At 69.6% G+C, this 22,275-nt stretch carries 18 protein-coding genes; 13 read left to right on the top strand and 5 right to left on the bottom strand.

What is annotated here, in order from left to right:
- Window positions 1–163: 163 nt before the first annotated feature.
- Genes ACM0M4_RS27990 through ACM0M4_RS27980 form a run of 3 tightly spaced genes read right to left on the bottom strand, consistent with a single transcriptional unit; the run spans window position 164 to window position 2,541 of the window.
- Entirely contained in the window at window positions 164–976 is an 813-nt protein-coding gene (locus tag ACM0M4_RS27990) for an aldo/keto reductase (RefSeq protein WP_003114541.1), read from the bottom strand.
- A complete protein-coding gene (locus tag ACM0M4_RS27985) occupies window positions 973–2,148 on the bottom strand; it encodes an NAD(P)/FAD-dependent oxidoreductase (RefSeq protein WP_016562430.1) in 1,176 nt (391 codons plus the stop codon). The genes ACM0M4_RS27990 and ACM0M4_RS27985 overlap by 4 nt, the downstream gene beginning before the upstream one ends.
- 60 nt (window positions 2,149–2,208) lie before the next feature.
- Window positions 2,209–2,541 carry a DMT family transporter gene (locus ACM0M4_RS27980; RefSeq protein WP_003095735.1) on the bottom strand — a complete coding sequence of 111 codons (333 nt, stop codon included), beginning with the start codon at window positions 2,539–2,541 and terminating at the stop codon, window positions 2,209–2,211.
- Window positions 2,542–2,625: 84 nt separating this feature from the next.
- Here ACM0M4_RS27980 and ACM0M4_RS27975 point away from each other — a divergent pair, with 84 nt between their 5' ends.
- Both ACM0M4_RS27975 and waaA read left to right on the top strand, forming a co-directional pair.
- A complete protein-coding gene (locus ACM0M4_RS27975) occupies window positions 2,626–3,510 on the top strand; it encodes a LysR family transcriptional regulator (RefSeq protein WP_003109888.1) in 885 nt (294 codons plus the stop codon).
- Between the two features lie 35 nt (window positions 3,511–3,545).
- A complete protein-coding gene (gene waaA, locus ACM0M4_RS27970; protein ID WP_003125573.1) occupies window positions 3,546–4,823 on the top strand; it encodes a lipid IV(A) 3-deoxy-D-manno-octulosonic acid transferase in 1,278 nt (425 codons plus the stop codon).
- 48 nt (window positions 4,824–4,871) lie between these two features.
- Here the strand turns inward: waaA and ACM0M4_RS27965 are convergent, their stop codons facing one another.
- Together ACM0M4_RS27965 and ACM0M4_RS27960 are read right to left on the bottom strand one after the other, a co-directional pair.
- Window positions 4,872–5,471, bottom strand: coding sequence for a helix-turn-helix domain-containing protein (locus ACM0M4_RS27965; protein ID WP_003095727.1), 600 nt, complete (start codon window positions 5,469–5,471; stop codon window positions 4,872–4,874).
- A 77-nt stretch (window positions 5,472–5,548) separates the two neighbouring features.
- Window positions 5,549–7,495: an FAD-dependent oxidoreductase gene (locus ACM0M4_RS27960; RefSeq protein WP_003121171.1), complete on the bottom strand. Its 1,947-nt coding sequence runs from the start codon at window positions 7,493–7,495 to the stop codon at window positions 5,549–5,551.
- A 173-nt stretch (window positions 7,496–7,668) separates the two neighbouring features.
- On the opposite strand from ACM0M4_RS27960, the gene ACM0M4_RS27955 reads away from it, so the two are divergent.
- From ACM0M4_RS27955 to aruH, 11 genes are all read left to right on the top strand, one after another.
- Entirely contained in the window at window positions 7,669–8,760 is a 1,092-nt protein-coding gene (locus ACM0M4_RS27955; protein WP_003114536.1) for an ABC transporter substrate-binding protein, read from the top strand.
- Between the two features lie 76 nt (window positions 8,761–8,836).
- Window positions 8,837–9,484 (top strand): TetR family transcriptional regulator C-terminal domain-containing protein, encoded by a 648-nt coding sequence (locus ACM0M4_RS27950; RefSeq protein WP_003114535.1) that lies wholly within the window; start codon window positions 8,837–8,839, stop codon window positions 9,482–9,484.
- Between the two features lie 117 nt (window positions 9,485–9,601).
- Window positions 9,602–10,336: a two-component system response regulator AruR gene (gene aruR, locus ACM0M4_RS27945; RefSeq protein WP_003095718.1), complete on the top strand. Its 735-nt coding sequence runs from the start codon at window positions 9,602–9,604 to the stop codon at window positions 10,334–10,336.
- A gap of 3 nt (window positions 10,337–10,339) precedes the next feature.
- On the top strand, window positions 10,340–11,116 hold the full coding sequence (locus tag ACM0M4_RS27940; protein ID WP_003114534.1) for a substrate-binding periplasmic protein: 777 nt from the start codon (window positions 10,340–10,342) through the stop codon (window positions 11,114–11,116).
- Window positions 11,113–13,365, top strand: a complete 2,253-nt coding sequence (locus ACM0M4_RS27935; protein ID WP_016253973.1) for an ATP-binding protein — start codon at window positions 11,113–11,115, stop codon at window positions 13,363–13,365. The genes ACM0M4_RS27940 and ACM0M4_RS27935 overlap by 4 nt, the downstream gene beginning before the upstream one ends.
- Window positions 13,366–13,548: 183 nt before the next feature.
- Complete coding sequence (locus ACM0M4_RS27930) at window positions 13,549–14,961, top strand: amino acid permease (RefSeq protein ID WP_019372236.1); 1,413 nt, start codon at window positions 13,549–13,551, stop codon at window positions 14,959–14,961.
- A gap of 258 nt (window positions 14,962–15,219) precedes the next feature.
- Window positions 15,220–16,011: an enoyl-CoA hydratase/isomerase family protein gene (locus ACM0M4_RS27925; RefSeq protein WP_031756325.1), complete on the top strand. Its 792-nt coding sequence runs from the start codon at window positions 15,220–15,222 to the stop codon at window positions 16,009–16,011.
- Window positions 16,012–16,031: 20 nt separating this feature from the next.
- The gene (locus tag ACM0M4_RS27920) at window positions 16,032–17,192 is read left to right on the top strand and encodes an acyl-CoA dehydrogenase family protein (protein ID WP_003095708.1); all 1,161 of its coding nucleotides are present in this window, start codon (window positions 16,032–16,034) and stop codon (window positions 17,190–17,192) included.
- Window positions 17,193–17,258: 66 nt separating this feature from the next.
- Entirely contained in the window at window positions 17,259–19,349 is a 2,091-nt protein-coding gene (locus ACM0M4_RS27915) for an acetate--CoA ligase family protein (RefSeq protein WP_016253972.1), read from the top strand.
- Window positions 19,350–19,390: 41 nt separating this feature from the next.
- Window positions 19,391–21,070 (top strand): 5-guanidino-2-oxopentanoate decarboxylase, encoded by a 1,680-nt coding sequence (locus tag ACM0M4_RS27910; RefSeq protein WP_079742723.1) that lies wholly within the window; start codon window positions 19,391–19,393, stop codon window positions 21,068–21,070.
- A 22-nt stretch (window positions 21,071–21,092) separates the two neighbouring features.
- Window positions 21,093–22,274 carry an arginine--pyruvate transaminase AruH gene (gene aruH / locus ACM0M4_RS27905; protein WP_003102073.1) on the top strand — a complete coding sequence of 394 codons (1,182 nt, stop codon included), beginning with the start codon at window positions 21,093–21,095 and terminating at the stop codon, window positions 22,272–22,274.
- The last annotated feature ends 1 nt before the right edge of the window (window position 22,275 follow it).

Here is a 22,275-nt window from a genome sequence, read left to right as displayed (position 1 = left end):
GCTCCTTGTCGGGTCATCGCGCCGGGGCGGGACGGAGGCTCACGTTCGATGCACCGGCCACCGGAGGCGAGGGCGGCAGGCAGGATACGGCTCGTTCGGGAGGAACATGGCAGCGGAATGCACCGCGGGTGTCAACCCGCGGATGTTGCAGCCGATGTATGGTTCAGGCCTTTTTTAGGGCTTGCGCGGCCATCGCGACATTATGGGCCAGGTGCAGCGGATTGATGGTGCCGACGATGGCGGCGGCGACGCCCGGCTGATCGAAGACCAGTTCGAAGCTGGCACGCACCGGGTCCTGTCCGGCGCCCAGGCAGGCATGCCCGCTGGCCAGCGCCTTCTTCACCAGGATGCCCTTGGCATGGGCCGCGGCGTACTCGATGACCGGGCGCTCGGCGCGCTCGTTCAGGTTGTAGGTGACCATCGCGCAATCGCCCTCGCGCAGGGCGCGCAGGCCACCTTCGACGGTCTTGCCGGAGAGTCCGTAGGCGCCGATCAGGCCCTCGCGCTTGAGCGCGGCGAGAGTCGGGTAGACCTCGCTGTTCTCGAGGATATCCAGGTCGTTGCCATCGGAATGCACCAGCACCAGCTCGATCCGGTCGGTCTCCAGGCGCTTCAGGCTGCGCTCGACGGAGCGCCGGGTATGCGCGGCGGAGAAGTCGAAGACTGACTGGCCGTCGACGAACTCTTCGCCGACCTTGCTGACGATCACCCAATGTTCACGCTGGCCGCGCAGCAGCGGGCCGAGGCGTTCCTCGCTGCGGCCGTAGGCCGGGGCGGTGTCGATCAGGTTGATGCCGAGGTCGCGGGCCAGGGCCAGCAGGTCGGCGGCTTCGCGGTCGTCGGGGATGGTGAAGCCGGAAGGGTACTTCACTCCCTGGTCGCGGCCGAACTTGACGGTGCCCAGGCCCAGCGGCGAAACGGCCAGGCCGGTGTCGCCCAGCGGGCGGTGCAGGTCGTGGAGGGTATCCCTGATCATGCGAAGGCTACCTCCCAGGCCGGTTCGGCGAGCGGCGGACGCGGCAGTTGCGGCAGCGCGGCATGTTCGCTGGGGCGGATGCCGTCTTCTTCCAGGCGGGCGCAGACCCGGTCGGCGAAGTCAGGGGCCAGCGCCAGCTTGGTCGGCCAGCCGACCAGCAGGCGTCCCTGTTCGGCGAGGAAGGCGTTGTCCGGGCGCAACAGGTTGGACTGTGCCGGCTCGGCGCGATCCACCCGCAAGGTGGCCCACTGCGCCTGGCCGAGGTCGATCCAGGGCAGCAGCTTTGCCAGTTCGCGGCGTGCTTCGGCGATCTGCGCGGCTTCGTCGCGGGCCACGCCATCGGCTTCGGCGATGTCGCCGCCGAGGTACCAGACCGACTGGCCGTCGCGGGTCGGATGGGTGGTCACGGTGATTCGTGGCTTCGGCCCGGCCCCCAGGCAGTGGGCGTACAGCGGTTTCAGGGTCGCCGCCTTGACCATCACCATGTGCAGCGGCCGCCGCTGCATGGCCGGTTGTTCCAGGCCCAGTTCGCGGAGCAGCGCCTCGTTGCCGGCACCGGCGCTGAGCACCACGCGCTGGGCACGGATCTCCCGGCCGTCGACGCACAGGCCGGCCAGTTCCCGGCCTTCGCGCAGCGGTTCGATGCGCTCGCCGGCGAGCAGGCTGTCGCCGGCCAGTTCCGCCAGGCGGCGAATCAGGTCGGGGACGTCGAAGACGATTTCCGTGAGGCGGTAGGCCTTGCCCTTGAACCCCTTGTCGCGCAGCGCCGGAGGCAAATCCTCGCCCTTGGCCTGCTCGACCCGGCTGCGCACCGCCTTGCTGGCGAAGAAGCTGGTAAGGCTGCCGGCCAGGCCGCCCGGCGACCACAGGTAGTGCGCCTCGGAAAGCAGGCGTACGCCCCGCAGGTCGAGTTCGCCGTTGCTGCCGAGACAGGCGCGCCAGCGCCGCGGCATGTCGGCGATGGCTTCGGAGGCGCCGGTCAGGGCGCCATGCAGGGCGTACTTGGCGCCGCCGTGGATGATCCCCTGCGACTTCACGCTCTGTCCGCCGCCGAGGCTGGCGCTTTCCACCAGCACGGTGGCGTAGCCGGCCCGGCGCAAGCGGGCGTTCAGCCAGAGGCCGGCGATACCGCCGCCAACGATGAGGATGTCGGTGGAAAGGGCTTGGGGCATGGGGCTGCCTTATCGGGAACGGAAAGGGCGCAGTATACAACCTGCGCCCGCGACGGTCGTTCAGTGCCCCGAAGCGCGGGAGAACAACTGGATCACCAGCACGCCGGCGATGATCAGGCCGATGCCGAGGAGGGCGGCGGGGTCCAGGCGCTGGCCGTAGACGAACATCGCCACCAGGCTGACCAGGACGATGCCCAGTCCGGACCAGATGGCGTAGACCACGCCGACCGGCAGGGTGCGCATGACCAGCACGAGCATGCTGAAGGCGAGCACGTAGCCGCCCACCACCAGCAGCAGCGGCAGTGGCTTGCTGAATCCGGCGACGGCTTTCAGCGAGGTGGTGGCGACCACTTCGGCGGCGATGGCGATGGCGAGGTAGAGATAGTTGGTCATGGCGGGGTCCTCCGGAAACTGCGGCCATTCTAGGGAGCCGGCGGATGGGATAAAGTCGTTACCTATCTTTATTGGAGATAGGTTATGCAGTGGAACCTGGAGCAGATCCGCCTGTTCGTCAGCGTCGCCGAGCGCCAGTCGTTCTCTGCCGCCGCCCGCGAACTGAAGCGGGTGCAATCGGCGGTGAGCAACGGCATCGCGCTGCTGGAGGCGGACCTCGGCGTCACCCTGTTCGAACGCAGCAGCGGACGCCAGCCGCGCCTGACCGACGAGGGCCGGGTGCTGCTGGCGGAGGCGCGCGAGGTGCTGCGCCAGTGCGAGCGCCTGCAGGGGCGCGCGCTGGGGCTGGCGCGCGGCGAGGAGCCGCGGCTGCGCCTGGCCCAGGACGAGGCGATGCCCTACCAGCCGGTGCTGGACAGCCTGGAAGCGCTGGCGCAGCGCTTTCCCAGTCTGGAGGTGCAGGTGTCCAGCGGCGGCCAGGGTGACGTCACCCGTCGTTTGCTCGAGGAGCAGGCTGACCTCGGCCTGCTGTTCCACCATGAGCGCATGCCTGAGTCGCTGGAGCGGCGGCGCCTCGGCAGCGTCGAGATGGTCACGGTGTGCGGTGCCGGCCACCCGCTGGCCGGGCTGCAACGGGTCAGTCGCCGCGAGCTGGCACAGCACCGGCAACTTTTGATCGTGCCCCAGCAGAGCGGCTATCCGGGCGGCGAGCAGATCAGCCCGCAGGTCTGGCGGCTGGACAGCTTCTATTCCATGGCCGAGCTGCTGATGCGCAACCTCGGCTGGGCCTGGCTACCGCGGCACGTGGTGCAGTATCCCACCTACGACCGGCTGATGGTGGAGCTGACCAGCGACTGGACGCCGCCGTCGCTGGTGGTCGAACTGGTCTGGCGGCGCAACGAGGTGCTCGGCCCGGCGGCGGCCTGGCTCGGCGAAACCTTCACCCGCCACCTGCGCGCCATCGGCTGAGCCGGTCGGCGGGAGTTTTGCTAAGCTGCGCGCCCATGAACCGTACCCTCTATACCCTGCTGTTCCACCTCGGCTTGCCGCTGGTGGCGTTGCGCCTGTGGTGGCGCGCGCGCCAGGCACCGGCCTATGCCAAGCGCATCGGCGAGCGTTTTTCCCTGTCCTTGCCCGAGGTGCCGCCCGGCGGCATCTGGGTGCACGCCGTCTCGGTGGGCGAGAGCATCGCCGCCGCGCCGATGGTGCGGGCGCTGCTGGAGCGCCATCCGCAGCTGCCGGTCACCGTCACCTGCATGACCCCGACCGGCTCGGAGCGCATCCGCGCATTGTTCGGCGAGCAGGTCCGGCACTGCTACCTGCCCTACGACCTGCCCTGGGCGGCGGCGCGCTTCCTCGACCGGGTGCGGCCGCGCCTGGCGGTGATCATGGAAACCGAGCTGTGGCCCAACCATATCCATGCCTGCGCCGTGCGCGGGATCCCGGTGGCGCTGGCCAATGCGCGCCTGTCCGAGCGCTCGGCGCGTGGCTACGCGCGCTTCGCCGGGCTGACCCGGCCGATGCTCGCCGAGCTGTCCTGGATCGCCGTGCAGACCGAGGCCGAGGCCGAGCGCTTCCGTCGTCTCGGCGCGCGTCCTGAGTGCGTCAGCGTGACCGGCTCGATCAAGTTCGACCTGCGCATCGACCCGCAGCTGCCGCTGGCCGCTGCCGCCCTGCGCGAGGAATGGGACGCGACGGCGCGACCGCTGTGGATCGCCGCCAGCACCCATGCCGGCGAGGACGAGATCGTCCTGGCAGCCCACCGGCGCCTGCTGGAAACGCGTCCCGACGCGTTGCTGATCCTGGTGCCGCGCCATCCGGAACGCTTCGCCGGCGTCCACGAGCTATGCCGCCGCGAAGGCTTCGCCACGGTCCGGCGCTCCGGCGGCGAGCCGGTGGCACGCGCGACCCAGGTGCTGCTCGGCGATACCATGGGCGAGCTGCTGTTCCTCTATGCCCTGGCCGACATCGCTTTCGTCGGCGGCAGCCTGGTGCCCAACGGCGGGCACAACCTGCTGGAGCCGGCGGCCCTGGGCAAGCCGGTGTTCGCCGGTCCGCACCTGTTCAACTTCCTCGACATCGCCGCGCAATTGCGCGACGCCGGGGCGCTGCTCGAGGTGACGGATGCCGGCGAGCTGTGCGACGGCCTCGTGCGCCTGTGGGCGCAGCCGGAGGTCGCGACGGCCATGGCCACTGCCGGAGAGAAGGTGCTGCGCAACAACCAGGGCGCCCTGGAGCGGCTGCTGGCGGGGTTGGCGCGGTTGCTCGGGCGCGGCGGGTAGCGCTCGCCCCGTCGGCCCTCCCCTGGCCCTGCATCGCGACAGGCCGTTTCAGAACGTCGGCGGGGTGATCACCCAGAGCACCAGGGTATCGCTGTCGCCCGGGTTGCCGTAGCGATGCGGTTCCTGGCTGGAGTAGCTGAAGCTGTCGCCCTCGCGGAGCTGGAAATGGCGGTCGCCGACCCAGAGTTCGAAGATTCCGCTGAGGATGTAGCCGGCTTCCTCGCCCTCATGGCTGTAGCTCTGCTGGCTGTAGGTGCCCGGCGGGAAACGCGAGTGGAGGATCTCCAACTGGCGGCTGGGCTGCGGGGTGAGCAGTTCGTCGATGATGCCGTCTTCGTAATGCACGCTCATGCGCGTGTTGCGCCGCACCACGTAGCCGGCGTCCGCCGGGTCCACCGCGGCCTCGCTGGCGAAGAACCACTGGATGGTCACGCCGAGGCTGCGGGCGATGTTGAACAGCGCCGGAATCGACGGATACGCCAGGTTGCGTTCCAACTGGCTGATGTAGCCGGCGGTGAGTTCGCTCTGTGCGGCCAGCTCGGCCAGGGTCAGGCCGCGGCGCTTGCGCAGGCCGCGGATGCGGGTGCCGAGGAAGTGCGTTTCGCTGCGCGGCGTGTCGGTGGCGTCCGGCGGTGACGGGCGGGGCATGCGGCGGGGTCCTGGCTGCGTTTGCGGCATTCTAGGGGCTGGGCCGGGACCCGTCGAGGGAGCCGCGGCCGCGCCGCTCAGATGCTCCAGGCGGCCTTGAGCCCTTCGTAGATCGCCTCCTCGGCGGTGCGGGGGGCCAGGCAGTCGCCGATCCGCAACACCTCCGCCAGGCCGTGCAGGCTGTCGGCCAGGCGGTCCACCGGCTGGTGGCCCTGGCATAGCACCAGGGTATCGACCTCCTCGAACAGCATCGCCTCGCCGCTGGCGCTGTGCTGCATGTACACCGTGGTATCGTCGCAGCCGTACAGGCGGGCGTAGGGCGTGACCGGGATACCCAGGCGGTGCAGTTCGCCGGCCAACTGGTCGCGCACGTACAGCGGCAGGCTCTCGCCGCAGTGGGTGCCGTTCACCGCCAGGCGTACCTGGTGGCCCTCGCGTACAAGCTTTTCCGCGATACCGGGGCCGATCCAGTCGCCCCGCCAGTCGGTGACCAGCACCGAGCGACCGACCCGCACCTCGCCGCGCAGCACCTGCCAGGCATCCACCACCTGCAGCTCGCCGCCGCGCTCGAAAGGCGGCCAATAGGGTTCGGCGCCGGTGGCGACGATCACCAGGTCCGGCCGTTCGCGCTCCACCAGCGCGCGGTCGACCGGCGTGTTGCGGCGTACCTCGACGCCGGCCAGTTGCATCTCCCGTTGCAGGTTGGTGGAGGCGCCGCCGAATTCCGCGCGGCGCGGCAGCAGTTGCGCCAGGTTGACCTGGCCGCCGAGCTGGGCGCCGGCCTCGCAGAGCACTACCTCGTGGCCGCGCTGTGCCGCCACCGCCGCCGCCTTCATCCCCGCCGGGCCGCCGCCGGCGACCAGCACGCGCTTGCGCCGCGAGGGCGGATTGGGCGTTGCGTAGGTCAGCTCGCGGCCGGTTTCCGGGTGCTGGATGCAGGAGATCGGATAGCCTCGGTGGAAATGTCCGATGCAGGCCTGGTTGCAGGCGATGCAGGCGCGCACGTCGTCGCTGCGCCCGGCCTCGGCCTTGTTCGGCATCTGCGGGTCGCAGATCAGCGCGCGGGTCATGCCGCAGACGTCGGCCTGGCCTCGGGCGAGGATGGCCTCGGCCTCCTGGGGCTGGTTGATGCGCCCGGTGACGAACAGCGGGATCGCCAGGCGCGCCTTGAAGGTACTGGCTTCGCGGGCCAGGTAGGCCGGCTCGATGGCCATCGGCGGGACGATATGAATGGCGCCGCCGAGGGAGGCCGAAGTGCCGGCGACGATGTGCAGGTAGTCCAGCTCGCCCTGGACCGCCTCGGCCGCCTGCAGCGACTCGCTTTCGCTGAGACCCTCGGGGTCGCGCTCGTCGGCGGACAGGCGCAGGCCGACGATGAAGTCCTCGGAGGTGGCCGCGCGCACCGCCGCCAGCACTTCGCGGAGGAAACGCAGGCGGGCATCGAGGTCGCCGTTGTAGCCATCCTTGCGGCGGTTCACCCGCGGGTTGAGGAATTGCGCCGGCAGGTAGCCGTGGCTGGCGACCACCTCCACCCCGTCCAGTCCTGCCTCGTGCAGGCGGCGCGCGGCGGCGGCGTAGCCGGCGACGATCTCGTCGATCAGCGGCTGGTCGAGTTCGCGCGGCATCACCCGGAACCGTTCGTTGGGCGAGGCCGAGGCGGAATAGGCCACCGCCAGCAGGCCGTCGGCGGACTCCATGATCTCGCGCCCGGGATGGAAGATCTGCGACAGCACCACGCAGCCTTCGGCGTGGCAGGCCTCGGCGACCCGCCGGTAGCCGGGGATGCAGGCATCGTCGGTGGCCATCAGCACGTGCGAGGTGTAGCGCGCGCTGTCGTGGACCCCCGCCACCTGCATGACGATCAGTCCGGCGCCGCCGCGGGCCCGGGCGCGGTGATAGGCGACGAGTGGCTCGTTGACCAGGTTGTCGGTAGGCATCGACGTGTCGTGGCCGCTCGACATGATGCGGTTTTTCAGGCGTTTGCCCCGGATTTCCAGGGGGCTGAACAGGTGCGGGAAATTCACGGTTGGCGTCCTTCTTGTTGTTCTCGCGGCGCGCTTCAGAAACAGGATATGAATTTACCATCAGTAAAAAATCAACTTGTTTTTTTAAAATCGACTGGATAGTTTCCGTCCCGTGGCCGCTTCCCGGCGGCTCGCTGCGATCCACTCCACAACAAGAACAAGAGGAGACGCACATGAACCGTTCCTTTCCGTTGCGCCGCGCGGCCAGCGCCCGTCCGCACCCGGTTTTTCCTTGCCGCGTCCTGCTCGGCGCCGTCCTGCTGGCGTTCGGCGGCCTCGCGCCGGTCCAGGCCGATGATGGCCTGGTGGTGGTCGGCTACGGCGGCGCCGGACAGAAGGCCCAGGAGGTGGCGTTCTTCCAGCCGTTCACGCAGCAGACCGGGATTCCCGTGGTGCAGAGCGAGTACAACGGCGAGATGGCCCGGATCAAGGTGATGGCCGACACCGGTCACGCCGACTGGGACCTGGTCCAGGTCGAGGGGCCGGACCTGGCGCGCGGTTGCGACGACGGCCTGTTCGAGCGTCTGGACTGGCAGGCCATCGGCGGCAAGCAGCAGTTGATCGCCAATGCCGCCCAGGAATGCGGTTCCGCCGCGCTGGTCTGGGGCGTGGCGATCGGCTACGACGCCGACCGGCTGCAACAGCCGCCTGCGTCCTGGGCCGACTTCTGGGACGTCCAGCGCTTCCCCGGCAAGCGCGGCCTGCGCAAGCGGGCGATCTACAACCTGGAGTTCGCCCTGCTCGCCGACGGCGTGCCACGCGAGCAGGTCTATCCGCTGCTGGCGACCCGCGCCGGTGCCGACCGTGCCTTCGCCAAGCTGGGCCAGCTCAAGCCCTACATCCAGTGGTGGGAGGCGGGAGCGCAGCCGGCGCAGTGGCTGGCCGCCGGCGACGTGGTGATGACGTCCACCTACACCGGGCGCATCGCCGACGCCCACCGCGCGGGGCGCAACCTGGCCCTGGTATGGCAGGGCAGCCTGTACGGCATGGACTACTGGGCGGTGGTCAAGGGTTCGAAGCGCGGCGCCGAGGCGCGTCGCTTCATCGCCTTCGCCAATGCCCCGGATGCCCAGGTGCGCTACGTCGAGAACATTCCCTACGGGCCGACCAACCGCCAGGCCGCCCAGCGCCTGCCCGCGCAACTGGCGAGCTGGGTGCCGACCGCGCCGGCGAACCTGGAGCAGGGCCTGGCGATGGACGACGAATTCTGGGTCGAGCACGGCGAGGAGCTGGAGGAGCGCTTCAACGCCTGGGCCAGCCAGTGAGACGGGCGCCACGTAACCTGCGATCATCGGGGCTGCCCGCCGGTGGTCGCGGGCGACGAGCAGGAGCCGCGAAAGGATGAACCAGGAAGTGCGCTTTTCCCGTCTGGAGCCAGAGCAGCGCAAGGCGCTGCTGATCGAGGCGACCCTGGCCTGCCTGAAGCGGCATGGCTTCCAGGGCGCCTCGGTGCGCAAGATCTGCGCCGAGGCCGGGGTATCGGTGGGCCTGATCAATCACCACTACGATGGCAAGGACGCGCTGGTGGCCGAGGCCTACCTGGCGGTCACCGGACGCGTCATGCGCCTGCTCCGCGGTGCCATCGACACCGCGCCGGGCGGCGCCCGCCCGCGGCTCTCGGCGTTCTTCGAGGCATCCTTCTCCGCCGAGCTGCTCGATCCGCAATTGCTCGACGCCTGGCTGGCGTTCTGGGGTGCGGTGGGCAGCATCGAAGCGATCGGGCGGGTCCACGACCATTCCTATGGCGAGTACCGGGCGCTGCTGGTCGGCGTGCTGCGGCAACTGGCGGAGGAGGGCGGCTGGGCGGACTTCGACGCGGAACTGGCGGCCATCAGCCTCAGCGCCCTGCTCGACGGGCTGTGGCTGGAGTCTGGGCTGAATCCCGCGACCTTCACGCCGCGGCAGGGCGTGCAGATTTGCGAGGCCTGGGTGGATGGCCTGGAGGCGGGCGCCCATCGCCGCTTCCGGCGTGCGATGGAAGCTTGTTGATCGTCCGTTCAGTAGTGGATAGGCTGCTGCTGGCAGCGGAAGGCGCCCCGGCCCCTTCCGCCCACCGTCCGACAACCCAGAACAAGAAACGCCCCGGCCCGCCGGAGGCGCAAGGTGATGGCGATGGTTCCGCGCGTATTGGTGGTCGACGACGACCCGGTGATTCGTGAGCTTCTCCAGGCCTATCTCGGAGAGGAGGGCTATGACGTCCTCTGCGCCGGCAACGCCGAGCAGGCGGAAGCCTGCCTTGCCGAGTGCGCCCATCTCGGCCAGCCGGTCGAGCTGGTGCTGCTGGACATCCGCCTGCCCGGCAAGGACGGCCTGACCCTGACCCGCGAGCTGCGGGTGCGCTCCGAGGTGGGGATCATCCTGATCACCGGGCGCAACGACGAGATCGATCGCATCGTCGGCCTGGAGTGCGGCGCCGACGATTACGTGATCAAGCCGCTGAACCCGCGCGAACTGGTGTCGCGGGCGAAGAACCTGATCCGCCGGGTGCGCCATGCCCAGGCCAGCGCCGGCCCCGCCCGGCAGGCCCTCAGGCAGTTCGGCGACTGGCTGTTGGACGCCGACCGGCGCCGCCTGATCGACCACGCGGGCAACGAAACCCTGCTCACCCATGGCGAATTCCAATTGCTCGGCGCTTTCCTGCGCAACAGCGGGCATACCCTGAGCCGCGACCAGTTGATGGACCAGATCCGCAACCGCGAGTGGCTGCCCAGCGATCGCTCCATCGACGTGCTGGTCGGCCGCCTGCGTCGCAAGCTGCGCGACGACCCGGCCGAACCGCAACTGATCATCACCATCCACGGCGCCGGCTACCTGTTCACCGCCGCGGCCAGCGACGCCTGAGCCATGCAGGCCTGCTGGCTGGCGCTCTGCGGATGGCTGCTGGGCGGCCTGGCACAGGCTGCGGAGACCATCCGCTATTGCGACTATCCGGTATACCCGCCGATCTCCTGGAGCGACGGCCAGCAGGTCCGGGGGCTGGCGCCGGAGCTGGTGAAGCGGCTGTTCGGCGCGCTGGGCTACCGGGTCGAGGTGGTGGTGCTGGGTAACTGGCGGCGCTGCCTGCTCGACGCCGCCGCCGGACGGGTCGACCTGATACTGGCCTACCGCACGCCCGCGCGCGATCGCGACCTGGCGTTTTCCGCCGAGCCGGTGCTGCGCGAGGAGGTGGCGATCTTCTACAACCGCCAGCGGCCGGTGCGCATCCAATCCCTCGGCGACCTCGCCGGCTATCGCGGCGGGCTGTTGTTCGGCGAAAGCTACGGGGCGGACTTCGACCGCTTCGTCGGCCGCCACGGCAACGTCGAATGGGTTTCCGACAGCCGACAGAACTTCGGCAAGCTGGTGCGCCAGCGCATCGACTACATCGCCCACGAACGGCGCACCGGCACGCTGTTCGCCGAGCGCCTGGCCGGCGGCGAGAACATCCGTGCGCTGCCCGAACCGCTGACGGTGGACTACCTGCGGGTGGCGGTCTCGCGGCACTCGCCGCTGGCGGCGAAGATGGACGAGATCGACCGGGCCCTGCGTGGCTATCGCGACGACGGCAGCATCCAGCGTTGGCTGGACGACAGCGTGCGCGACTATCGGCGCCTCGCCGGCAACCGCGCGGACGCCTGGTGAGCGGCCACGGCGGAGTGTTGGCGCGGCGCCTGCTGTGGCGGGTGCTGCTGTTCAGCCTGTGTTTCACCGTCCTCGCCGGCGCCGTGCAGCTGTTCTTCGAATACCGCCGCGAAATGCGCGAGATCGAGGCGCGCCTGGAACTGATCCGCAGCGGCTACCTGGCCAGCTTCGAGCGCAGCCTGTGGGATCTCAACCAGGAGCAGTTGAACGTGCAGTTGCGCGGCCTCGGGGATTTCCCCGACATCGCCCGTGTCAGCCTGCAAAGCGCCGACTTCAACCTGTTGCAGGGCGACCAGCGTCCACGCGGCATGCTGCGGGTCGAGCGCTTTCCCTTGAGCTACCAGCCGCCGGGGGGCGAGCGTCGGCAACTGGGCGAGCTGGAGATCGCCATCGACCTGGCGGCGGTCTATCGCCGGCTGGTTTCCGGCGGCCTGGCCAGCCTCTTGTGGATGGGCAGTTTCCTTTGCGGCCTGGCGGTGGCCCTCAGTTGGCTGTTCCACAGCCTGGTCACTCGCCATCTGTGGCGCATGTCCGAGTTCGCCGGGCATATCGCCGAAGGCGACCTGCAACAGCCGCTGCGACTGGACAAGGTGGACCGCGAGCGCGATGAGATCGACGCCGTCGCCGCCGCCCTGGAAGACATGCGCCAGGCCCTGCGCACCGACCGCCGCCGGCGCGATGCCGATCGCGACGAGTTGCGCCGACAGGTCGAGCGACGCACCGCCAGCCTGCGTCGGGCGAAGGACCAGGCGGAAGCCGCCGACCGGGCGAAGAGCCGTTTCCTCGCGACCATGAGCCATGAGATCCGTACCCCGCTGAACGGCATCCTGGGCATGGCCGAGCTGCTGCGCGAGGCATCGCTCGGCGAGCGTGACCGCCAGCGCCTGCGGGCACTGGCGACAGCGGGGGAGGGACTGCTGGCGATCCTCAACGAGGTCCTCCACTTCGCCCGGCTGGAGGAAGCGCCGGATGTGCCGGAAGCGGTGGACTTTTCCTTGCGAAGCCTGCTCGAGGACGTCCTCACCCTGCTCGAACCGCGGGCGCGGGAGAACGCCACGCGGCTGGACCTGTGGCTGGACCCGCAGGTTCATGACGGCCATCGCGGCGCCGAGCAGTTCCTGCGCCAGGTGTTGACCAACCTGCTGGGCAACGCGGTGAAGTTCACCGAGGCCGGCGAGGTGCGCGTTCGCGTCGAGCGGCTGGTGCGCAGCGCAGGAAGCGAGCGACTGCGGCTGAGCGTCGCGGACGATGGAATCGGCATTCCCGAGGAAATGCGCGAACGCATCTTCGAACGCTTCACCCAGGGCGGCGACGCCGTGACCCGCCGTTACGGCGGAACCGGCCTGGGCCTGGCGATCAGCAAGCGGCTGGTGGAAGCGCTGGGCGGGCGGATCGGCGTGGAAAGCCGGGTCGGCCAGGGCAGCACGTTCTGGTTCGAGATCGAGCTGGCGCTGGCGAGCTTGTCCGGCGCGACGCCGCCGGCGGCATCGGTGTCTGCGCTGGAGGTGCTGCTGGTGGAGGACGTGGCGCTCAACCGCGAGGTGGCCCAGGGCCTGCTCGAGCGGGACGGCCACCGGGTGATGCTGGCCGAGGACGCGGGGCCGGCCCTGGCGTTGTGCCGGCAGCGGCGCTTCGACCTGATCCTGCTGGACATGCACCTGCCGGGGATGGCTGGCCTCGAGCTTTGCGCCGGGATTCGCCGGCAGCTCGACGGCCTGAACCGCGCCACGCCGATCTTCGCCTTCACCGCCAGCATCCAGCCGGACATGGTGCGTCGGTACTTCGCCGCGGGCATGCAGGGCGTGCTCGGCAAGCCCCTGCGGATGGACGAGCTGCGCCGCGCGCTGGGCGAGGTCGGCACCAGCGTGCCTGCGCTTGCGGTGGACGCCGCGCTGGACCGGCAAATGCTCGAGACCCACCGCCGCCTGCTGGGGCGGCACAAGCTCGCCGGACTGCTGGGCAACCTGCTGGGAAGCCTGGACGAGCAGTTGCCGCTGCTGGCCGAAGCCCTGGACCAGGCGGACCTGGCCGAGGCGGCGAACATCGCCCATCGCCTGTCCGGAAGCTGCCACTCCATGGGCCTGGTGGCGCTCGGCGCCGGCCTGGGCGAGCTGGAGCGCGAGGCCCTGGGCGCGGCCGGGGTCGACCCGCGGGCCTGGGGCGCACGCCTGGGTAGCCTGCGCCGCGACGGCGCCGAAGCCCTGCGCCGCGCCGGCTTCCTCGGCGAAGCCGACTCAGCGGCCGGTTGAGCGGCGCGGCGAACAACTTCCTTACAGCTTTTTACATCTTCGATCCGCGCGTTCAACGGCGTCTTACATCCGCCGCCAATAATCCGCTCATCCGTGCGCAAGACACGGCCTCTGACAGAGTGGAGACAAGAATAATGAGCCATCTCGAAGACCCCTGTGCGTACCCTCATCCGGAGGTGCGCCATGGCTGACGGCAAGGAAAGGCTGCAACTCACCCGGGCCCTGGCGAGCCGCCACATCTTCATGCTGTCCCTCGGCGGGGTGATCGGCACCGGGCTGTTCATGGGCTCCGGCGTGACCATCAACCAGGGCGGCCCGGCCGGCGCGGTGCTGGCCTACCTGGTGGCCGGGGTGCTGATGTACCTGGTGATGGTCTGCCTCGGCGAGCTGTCGGTGCAGATGCCGGTCTCCGGTTCGTTCCAGGCCCACGCGACGCGTTTCATCGGCCCGGCGACTGGCTTCATGATCGGCTGGGTCTACTGGATGAGCTGGGCCTCCACGGTAGGCCTGGAATTCACCGCGGCCGGGATGCTCATGACCCGCTGGTTCCCGGAGGTGCCCGTGTGGCTATGGTCGGGTTTCTTCGTGGTCGTGCTGTTCTCCCTCAATGCCCTGGCGACCCGCGCCTTCGGCGAGGCCGAGTACTGGTTCGCCGGGATCAAGGTGGCGGCGATCCTGGTGTTCATCGTGGTCGGGGGGCTGGTGATCTTCGGCGGTATCGAACTGAAGAGCGGTGCGCCGGCGCCGATGTTCTCCAACCTGGTCGGCGAGCGGCTGTTCCCCAACGGCCTGTCGGCGGTGTTCGCGGTGATGATGACGGTGGTCTATGCCTTCCAGGGTTGCGAGATCATGGGCGTCGCCGCCGGCGAGACCGAGCGACCGGAGAAGAGCATCCCGCGGGCGGTGCGCAACGTGGTGTTCCGCGTACTGATCTTCTACGTGCTGGCCATCGTCGTGCTTTCCGCCATCATTCCCTGGCAACAGGCCGGGCTGATGGAAAGCCCGTTCGTGCAGGTGTTCGACATGGTCGGGATTCCCTACGCGGCGGACCTGATGAACTTCGTCATCCTCACCGCCATCCTCTCGGTAGGCAACTCGGGCCTGTACGCCTCGACGCGGATCCTCTGGGCGATGTCCAGGACCGGCATGGCCCCGCGCGGCCTGTCGAAGCTCAGCGCGCGCGGCGTGCCGCTCTACGCGTTGCTGATCACCCTGTGCTTCGCCCTGCTCTCGTTGCTGACCAGCGTGGTCGCCGCCGACACCCTGTTCATGGTGCTGATGGCGGTGAGCGGGATGTCCGGCACCGTCACCTGGATCGTCATCGCCTACGCCCAATACCGCTTCCGCCGCGAGTACATGGCCAGCGGCGGCACGGTCGCCGAGCTGAAATATGCCGCGCCGCTGTTCCCGCTGGTGCCGCTGGCCTGCATCGCCGTGTGCTGCTCGCTGTTCGTCTTCCTCGCCCTCGATCCCACCCAGCGGCCGTCCTTGTACTGGGGCTTCGGCTTCATCGTCGCCTGCTACCTGGCCTATTACGTGGTTCGTCGCCGGCAGCCGCAGGGACTGGGCGACCCCGCCCTGGGACGGGCCGGCTGAACGGCCATTCGCAGGACCCGACGCCCGCCGCATCCGGCGGGCGTTTTCGTTTTCGCCTGGTTGGTTTGTTCGAAGTTGTAACAGCCGGCTCGCGCGGGCCTTCGCCGCTTTTCGGCGGATCGCATGGCGTGTGGCTTTGCGCCTGCCGCAGGGCCGTTACATACACCCGAATGGGTGGATTGTGGTCTTGTTGAACGAGTGTTTAGTATTGCCTGAAAGCCGCGATCGCCATCAACCAACAATAAGAACGAGGGCCGCATGACTGACCTTGCCCCATTGCAGACGCGGGTCGAAGCCGGGATCGCCTGGCTCGTCCTGAATCGTCCGCAACAGCGCAATGCACTGGATATCCCCACCCTGGAGGCCCTGCACGTCCGACTCGATGCCTGCGAGCGCGACCCGGCAGTGCGCGCCGTGGTCCTCGGCGGCAGCGGACGCAGCTTCTGCGCCGGGGCCGATCTCGCCGAATGGGCGGCGGCTGAAGCCCGTGGCGAGCTGGAAAGCTATGGCTGGACCGAGGCCGCCCACGCCCTGATGGGGCGCCTGCACGCCCTCGACAAACCCACAGTCGCCGCCGTCAACGGCAGCGCCGTGGGCGCTGGCATGGACCTGGCGCTGTGCTGCGATTTCCGCATCGCCGCCGCCTCGGCGCGCTTCAAGGCCGGCTACACCGGCATGGCCTACTGCCCGGACGCCGGCGCCAGTTGGCATCTGCCACGACTGCTCGGCAGCGAGGCGGCCAAGCGCCTGCTGTTCCTCGACGAAGCCTGGAGCGCGGAGCGCGCTCTGGGCGCCGGACTGGTCGGCGAGGTGGTCGCCGACGAGCGCCTGGTTGAGACGGTCGGCGCCTTCGCTGCGCGTCTCGCCAGCGGCCCGACCTTCGCCTTCGCCCAGACCAAGCGCCTGCTGCGCGACGGCGCCGGGCGCTCGCTGGCCGAGCAGTTGCGTGCCGAGCAGGCCGCCGGGCTGCTCTGCGGGCGCAGCGAGGATGCCGCCGAGGCGCTGCGCGCCGTGGCCGAGAAACGTTCCCCTCAATTCAGCGGGCGCTAGGCGCCGAGCAGGTGATTCCCATGGATTTCAGGCTGACCCAGGAACAGGACATGCTGGTCGAGGCGGTGCGCAGCTTCGTCGAGAAGGAACTGCTGCCCCACGAGGACGATGTCGACCGCGCCGACGCGGTGTCGCCGGAGCTGGCCGCACAGATTCGCGGCAAGGCCCTCGCCGCCGGTTTCTATGCCTTCAACATGCCCGAGGAAGTGGGCGGCGGCGGCCTCGACTACCTGTCCCAGGCGCTGGTCGAACGCGAGCTGTCGAAGGTCTCCTGGGCCCTCCACGTATTCGTCGCGCGGCCCTCGAAGATCCTCATGGCCTGCACCGGAGAACAGCTCGGCGACTACCTGTTGCCCTGCGTGCAGGGCGAAAAGACCGATTGCTTCGCCCTCACCGAGCCGGGCGCCGGCTCCGACGCCAATTCGATCAAGACCCGCGCGGTGCGCGACGGCGACGCCTTCGTGATCAACGGTAGCAAGCACTTCATCAGCCACGCCGGGCACGCCGACTTCGCCATCGTCTTCGCCGTCACCGACAGCTACGAGCACAACGGCCGCAAGCGCAACGCGGTGACCGCCTTCCTGGTGGACAAGGGCACGCCCGGGATGACCGTGCGCCGCGGGCCGAAATGCGTGAGCAACCGTGGCTACCACACCTACGAGATCTTCTTCGACGATTGCCGGGTGCCGGCCTCCAAGGTGCTCGGCGAGGTCGGCAAGGGCTGGGAAGTGGCAAACGCCTGGCTCACCGCCGGACGGGTGATGGTCGCCGCCAACTGCGTCGGCCAGGCCCAGCGCGCCCTCGACCTGTCGCTGCGCTGGGCGGCCGATCGCAAGCAGTTCGGCCAGCCGATCGGCAGCTACCAGGGCGTTTCCTTCAAGCTCGCCGACATGGCCACGCAGATCCGTGCCGCCGAGCTGATGACCCTGCACACCGCCTGGAAGATGGACCAGGGCACCATGACCGACGGCGAGGCCGGCATGGCCAAGCTGTTCGCCAGCGAGACCCTCGGCAAGGTCGCCGACGAAGCGGTGCAGATCTTCGGCGGCATGGGCCTGATGGATGAAGGACCGGTCGAGCGCATCTGGCGCAACGCGCGGATCGAACGGATCTGGGAGGGCACTTCGGAAATCCAGCGGCACATCGTTTCCCGCGAACTGCTGCGGCCGTTGCTGCGTTGAAGTCCTGGCTCCCCTCTTCCTCCAGGGGAGAGGGGAAGGCTGCCATGTTCCGAATCGAGAACCGACATGAATCGTGAAAACCTCAAGCGCCTGCTGGCACCCAGGCATCTCGCCTTCATTGGCGGCCGTGGCATGGCGCGTGCCCTGAAACGCTGTGCCGAAGGCGGTTTCGCCGGCCATTTGTGGCTGGTCAATCCGCAGCACGCCGAACTCGAAGGCGTACCCTGCGTGGCCAGCGTCGCCGACCTGCCGTGCGGCCCGGACGCGGCGTTCGTCGCCACCAACCGCGAACTGACCCTCGACGCGGTCGCCGCGCTCGCCGCCAAAGGCGCCGGCGGGGCGATCTGCTATGCCTCCGGCTTCGCCGAAACCGGCGAACAGGGCCTGGCCGTGCAACGCCGGCTGCTGGCCGCCGCCGGCGAAATGGCGCTGCTCGGCCCGAACTGCTACGGCTTGCTCGACTACCTGCACGGCGCCGCGCTATGGCCGGTGGCACATGGCGGTCGGCAGGTGGAGCGGGGCGTCGCGGTGCTGACGCAGAGTGGCAACTTCGCCTACAACCTGTCGATGAGCGACCGTTCGCTGCCGGTGGCCTATATGGCATCGGTGGGCAACCAGGCGCAGCTGGGCATCGCCGAGCTGATGGACGTGCTGCTCGACGAGCCGCGGGTGACTGCCATCGGCCTGCATCTGGAAGGGCTGAAGAACGTCCCGGGGTTCGCCCGCGCAGCCTACAAGGCGTTGCAGAAAGGCGTGCCGGTGATCGCCCTGAAGACCGGGGTGTCGGAGATCGGCGCGGCCCTCGCGCTCAGCCACACCAGTTCCCTGGCCGGTTCCGACGCGCTCTACGACAGCCTGTTCGAGCGCCTCGGGGTGATCCGCGTGAGCGGCCCGGTGAGCTTCGTCGAAACCCTCAAGGCCGCCGCCTGCGGCCACCTGCCTGGCGGGCCGAGCCTGGTCGCGCTGGCCTGTTCCGGCGGCGACGCCGGGTTGATCGCCGATTACGCCGAGCGCAACGGCCTGGGGTTGCCGTCTTTCGACGCCGGACAGCGCGACGAACTGGCCGGGGTGCTGCCCGACTACGCCAACATCGCCAACCCGCTGGACTTCACCACCGCCATCTGGGGCGATGCCGCGGCCTTGGAGGAAATGCTCGACAGTGCTTTGCGCAGCCCTGCCGACGCCGCCCTGCTGGTGCTCGACTATCCGGGCGAGGAAACCGGCGAGCGGCCGCAGTGCGACCTGCTTCTGCAACGCTACTGCGCCGCGCTGAAGCGCCACGGCAAAGTCGGCTTCATCGCCTCGGCGTTCCCGGAACTGCTGCCGGCCCGGGCCCGCGAGCTGTTGCACGGCGAGGGCGTCGCCGCGCTGCAGGGCGTCGAGGATGGTCTCGCCGCCTGGGGACGGATCGCCCGCTACCGCCAGCGCCGCGCGGCGCTGCTGGAGCGCGGTGAGGCGGCGTTGGTGCCGATCTGCCCAGGGCCGCTGGCGGGCGACGGCTACCTGCTCGACGAGTGGCAATCCAAGCAGGCGCTGAAACCCTTCGGCCTGCCACTGCCCCAGGGGGTGCTGAGCACCCCCGGCCAGGCCCGCGAAGCGGCCCTCGACCTTGGCTTCCCGCTGGTGCTCAAGGCGGTCAGCGCCGCACTGCCGCACAAGACCGAGGCCGGCGGCGTGGCGCTCGGCCTGCGCAACGAGGCGGCGTTGGAGGCGGCATTGTTCGACATGCGCGAAAGCCTGGCCCGGCACGCGCCGCAACTGGTCTTCGAGCGTGTGTTATTGGAGCGCATGGCTGGCGCGCCGCTGGCCGAGCTGATCGTCGGGGTCAAGCGCGAGGAGGGCTTCGGCCTGGCATTGGTGATCGGTGCCGGCGGGATACTCGTGGAGCTGCTGCGCGACAGTCGCAGCCTGCTCCTGCCAACCACCGACGCGGCGATCCGCGATGCCCTGCTGAGCCTGCGCAGCGCGCCGTTGCTCAGCGGCTTCCGCGGTCGCCCGGCAGTGTGCATGGAGGCCCTGGTGGCGGCGATCCGCGCGGTCGCCGAATTCGCCTGCGAACATGCCGAGCGCTTGCTGGAGCTGGACGTCAATCCGTTGCTGGCGGATGCCGAGGGAGCGCTGGCGGTGGATGCGTTGATCCGGCTGGCCAATGGCTGAAGGCCGGGGGGACACGACGGCTCCCCCTCCCGCTTGTGGGAATGGGAGCAAGAGCGCTGCGGCGCGAACGGCGACTCCGATGGTCGCCGAACTGGACGAGGATATTGCCCATGCAACCACAGAAGACCCTCACCGCCGGCCAGGCCCTGGTCCGCTTGCTGGCCAACTACGGCGTGGATACCGTTTTCGGCATCCCCGGCGTGCATACCCTGGAGCTGTACCGCGGACTTCCGGGCAGCGGCATCCGCCACGTGCTGACCCGCCACGAGCAGGGCGCCGGCTTCATGGCCGACGGTTATGCGCGGGTCAGCGGCAAGCCGGGAGTGTGCTTCGTCATCACCGGGCCGGGCGTGACCAACGTCGCCACCGCCATCGGCCAGGCCTACGCCGACTCGGTGCCGCTGCTGGTGATTTCCAGCGTCAACCACAGCGCCAGCCTGGGCAAGGGCTGGGGCTGCCTGCACGAGACCCAGGACCAGCGTGCCATGACCGCGCCGATCACTGCCTTCTCCGCCCTGGCCTTGAGCCCGGAACAGCTGCCCGAACTGATCGCCCGGGCCTACGCGGTGTTCGACAGCGAGCGTCCGCGCCCGGTGCATATCTCGATCCCGCTCGACGTGCTTGCCGCGCCGGTGGCCCATGACTGGAGCGCTGCCGTGGCGCGCCGCCCTGGTCGTGGTGTGCCGTGCACCGAGGCATTGCGGGCGGCGGCGGAGCGCCTGGCTGCGGCCCGGCGACCAATGCTCATCGCCGGCGGCGGCGCGCTGGCGGCCGGCGATGCGCTTGCCGCGCTGAGCGAGCGCCTGGCCGCGCCGCTGTTCACCAGCGTCGCCGGCAAGGGCCTGCTGCCGCCGGACGCGCCGCTCAACGCCGGGGCCAGCCTGTGCGTAGCGCCGGGCTGGGAGATGATCGCCGAGGCCGACCTGGTGCTGGCGGTGGGCACCGAGATGGCCGACACCGACTTCTGGCGCGAACGCCTGCCGCTGTCCGGCGAACTGATCCGCGTCGATATCGACCCGCGCAAGTTCAACGACTTCTATCCCTCTGCCGTAGCGCTCAGGGGCGATGCCCGGCAGACCCTTGAGGCGCTGCTGGCGTGCCTGCCGCAGGAGGCCCGCGACGCCGCGCCGGCCGCCGCGAGGGTGGCGCGCCTGCGCGCGGAGATCCGCGCGGCACACGCGCCGCTGCAGGCGCTGCACCAGGCGATCCTCGACCGGATCGCCGCCGCGCTGCCGGCCGATGCTTTCGTCAGCACCGACATGACCCAACTGGCCTATACCGGCAACTACGCGTTCGCCAGCCGAGCGCCGCGCAGCTGGCTGCATCCCACCGGCTACGGCACCCTCGGCTACGGCCTGCCGGCCGGCATCGGCGCCAAGCTCGGCGTCCCGCAGCGCCCGGGCCTGGTGCTGGTCGGCGATGGCGGCTTCCTCTACACCGCGCAGGAACTGGCCACCGCCAGCGAGGAACTGGACAGTCCGCTGGTGGTGCTACTGTGGAACAACGACGCGCTCGGCCAGATCCGCGACGACATGCTCGGCCTGGACATCGAGCCGGTCGGCGTGCTGCCGCGCAACCCCGACTTCGCCCTGCTGGGCCGCGCCTACGGTTGCGCGGTGCGCCAGCCGCAGGACCTGGACGAACTGGAGCGCGACCTGCGCGCCGGCTTCGGGCAGCCCGGCGTGACCCTGATCGAACTGCGGCACGCCTGCGCGCGCTGACCGCCGGACAAGGAGAGCATCCATGCGCTATTCCGACTTCACTCAACGTATCGCCGGCGACGGCGCCGCTGCCTGGGACATCCACTATCGCGCGCTGGCGCGGGTCGAGCAGGGCGAGGAAATCCTCCTGCTGTCGGTCGGCGACCCCGACTTCGATACCCCGGCGCCCATCGTCCAGGCGGCCATCGACAGCCTGCTGGCCGGCAACACCCACTACGCCGACGTGCGCGGCAAGCGCGCCCTGCGCCAGCGCATCGCCGAGCGCCACCGGCGGCGCAGCGGCCAGGCGGTGGACGCGGAGCAGGTGGTGGTGCTGGCAGGCGCCCAGTGCGCGCTGTATGCGGTGGTGCAGTGCCTGCTGAATCCGGGCGACGAGGTGATAGTCGCCGAGCCGATGTACGTTACCTACGAAGCGGTGTTCGGCGCCTGTGGCGCGCGGGTGGTGCCGGTGCCGGTGCGCTCCGAGAATGGCTTCCGCGTGCAGGCCGAGGAGGTCGCCGCACTGATCACCCCGCGCACGCGCGCGATGGCGCTGAACAGCCCGCACAACCCGTCCGGCGCCAGCCTGCCGCGGGCCACCTGGGAAGCCCTGGCCGAGCTGTGCATGGCCCATGACCTGTGGATGATCTCCGACGAGGTCTACAGCGAACTGCTGTTCGACGGCGAGCATGTCAGCCCGGCCAGCCTGCCGGGGATGGCCGACCGTACCGCGACCCTCAACAGCCTGTCGAAATCCCACGCCATGACCGGCTGGCGGGTCGGCTGGGTGGTCGGTCCCGCAGCACTCTGCGCGCACCTGGAGAACCTCGCCCTGTGCATGCTCTATGGCTCGCCGGAATTCATCCAGGATGCCGCCTGCACCGCGCTGGAAGCGCCGCTGCCGGAGTTGGAGGCGATGCGCGAGGCCTACCGCCGCCGCCGCGACCTGGTAATCGAGTGCCTGGCCGACAGCCCCGGCCTGCGTCCACTGCGCCCGGACGGCGGCATGTTCGTGATGGTCGACATCCGTCCCACCGGACTTTCCGCCCAGGCCTTCGCCGACCGCCTGCTGGACCGCCATGGCGTATCGGTGCTCGCCGGCGAAGCCTTCGGCCCGAGCGCCGCCGGTCACATCCGCCTCGGCCTGGTGTTGGGCGCCGAACCGCTGCGCGAAGCCTGTCGGCGCATTGCGCTGTGCGCCGCCGAGTTGCTCGGCCAGGCCTGAA

It is taken from the genome of Pseudomonas sp. 18-147 (genome assembly GCF_051048045.1).
GTDB classification, from domain to species: Bacteria; Pseudomonadota; Gammaproteobacteria; order Pseudomonadales; family Pseudomonadaceae; genus Pseudomonas; species Pseudomonas aeruginosa.
This window is presented reverse-complemented; position numbering and strand designations above follow the sequence as displayed.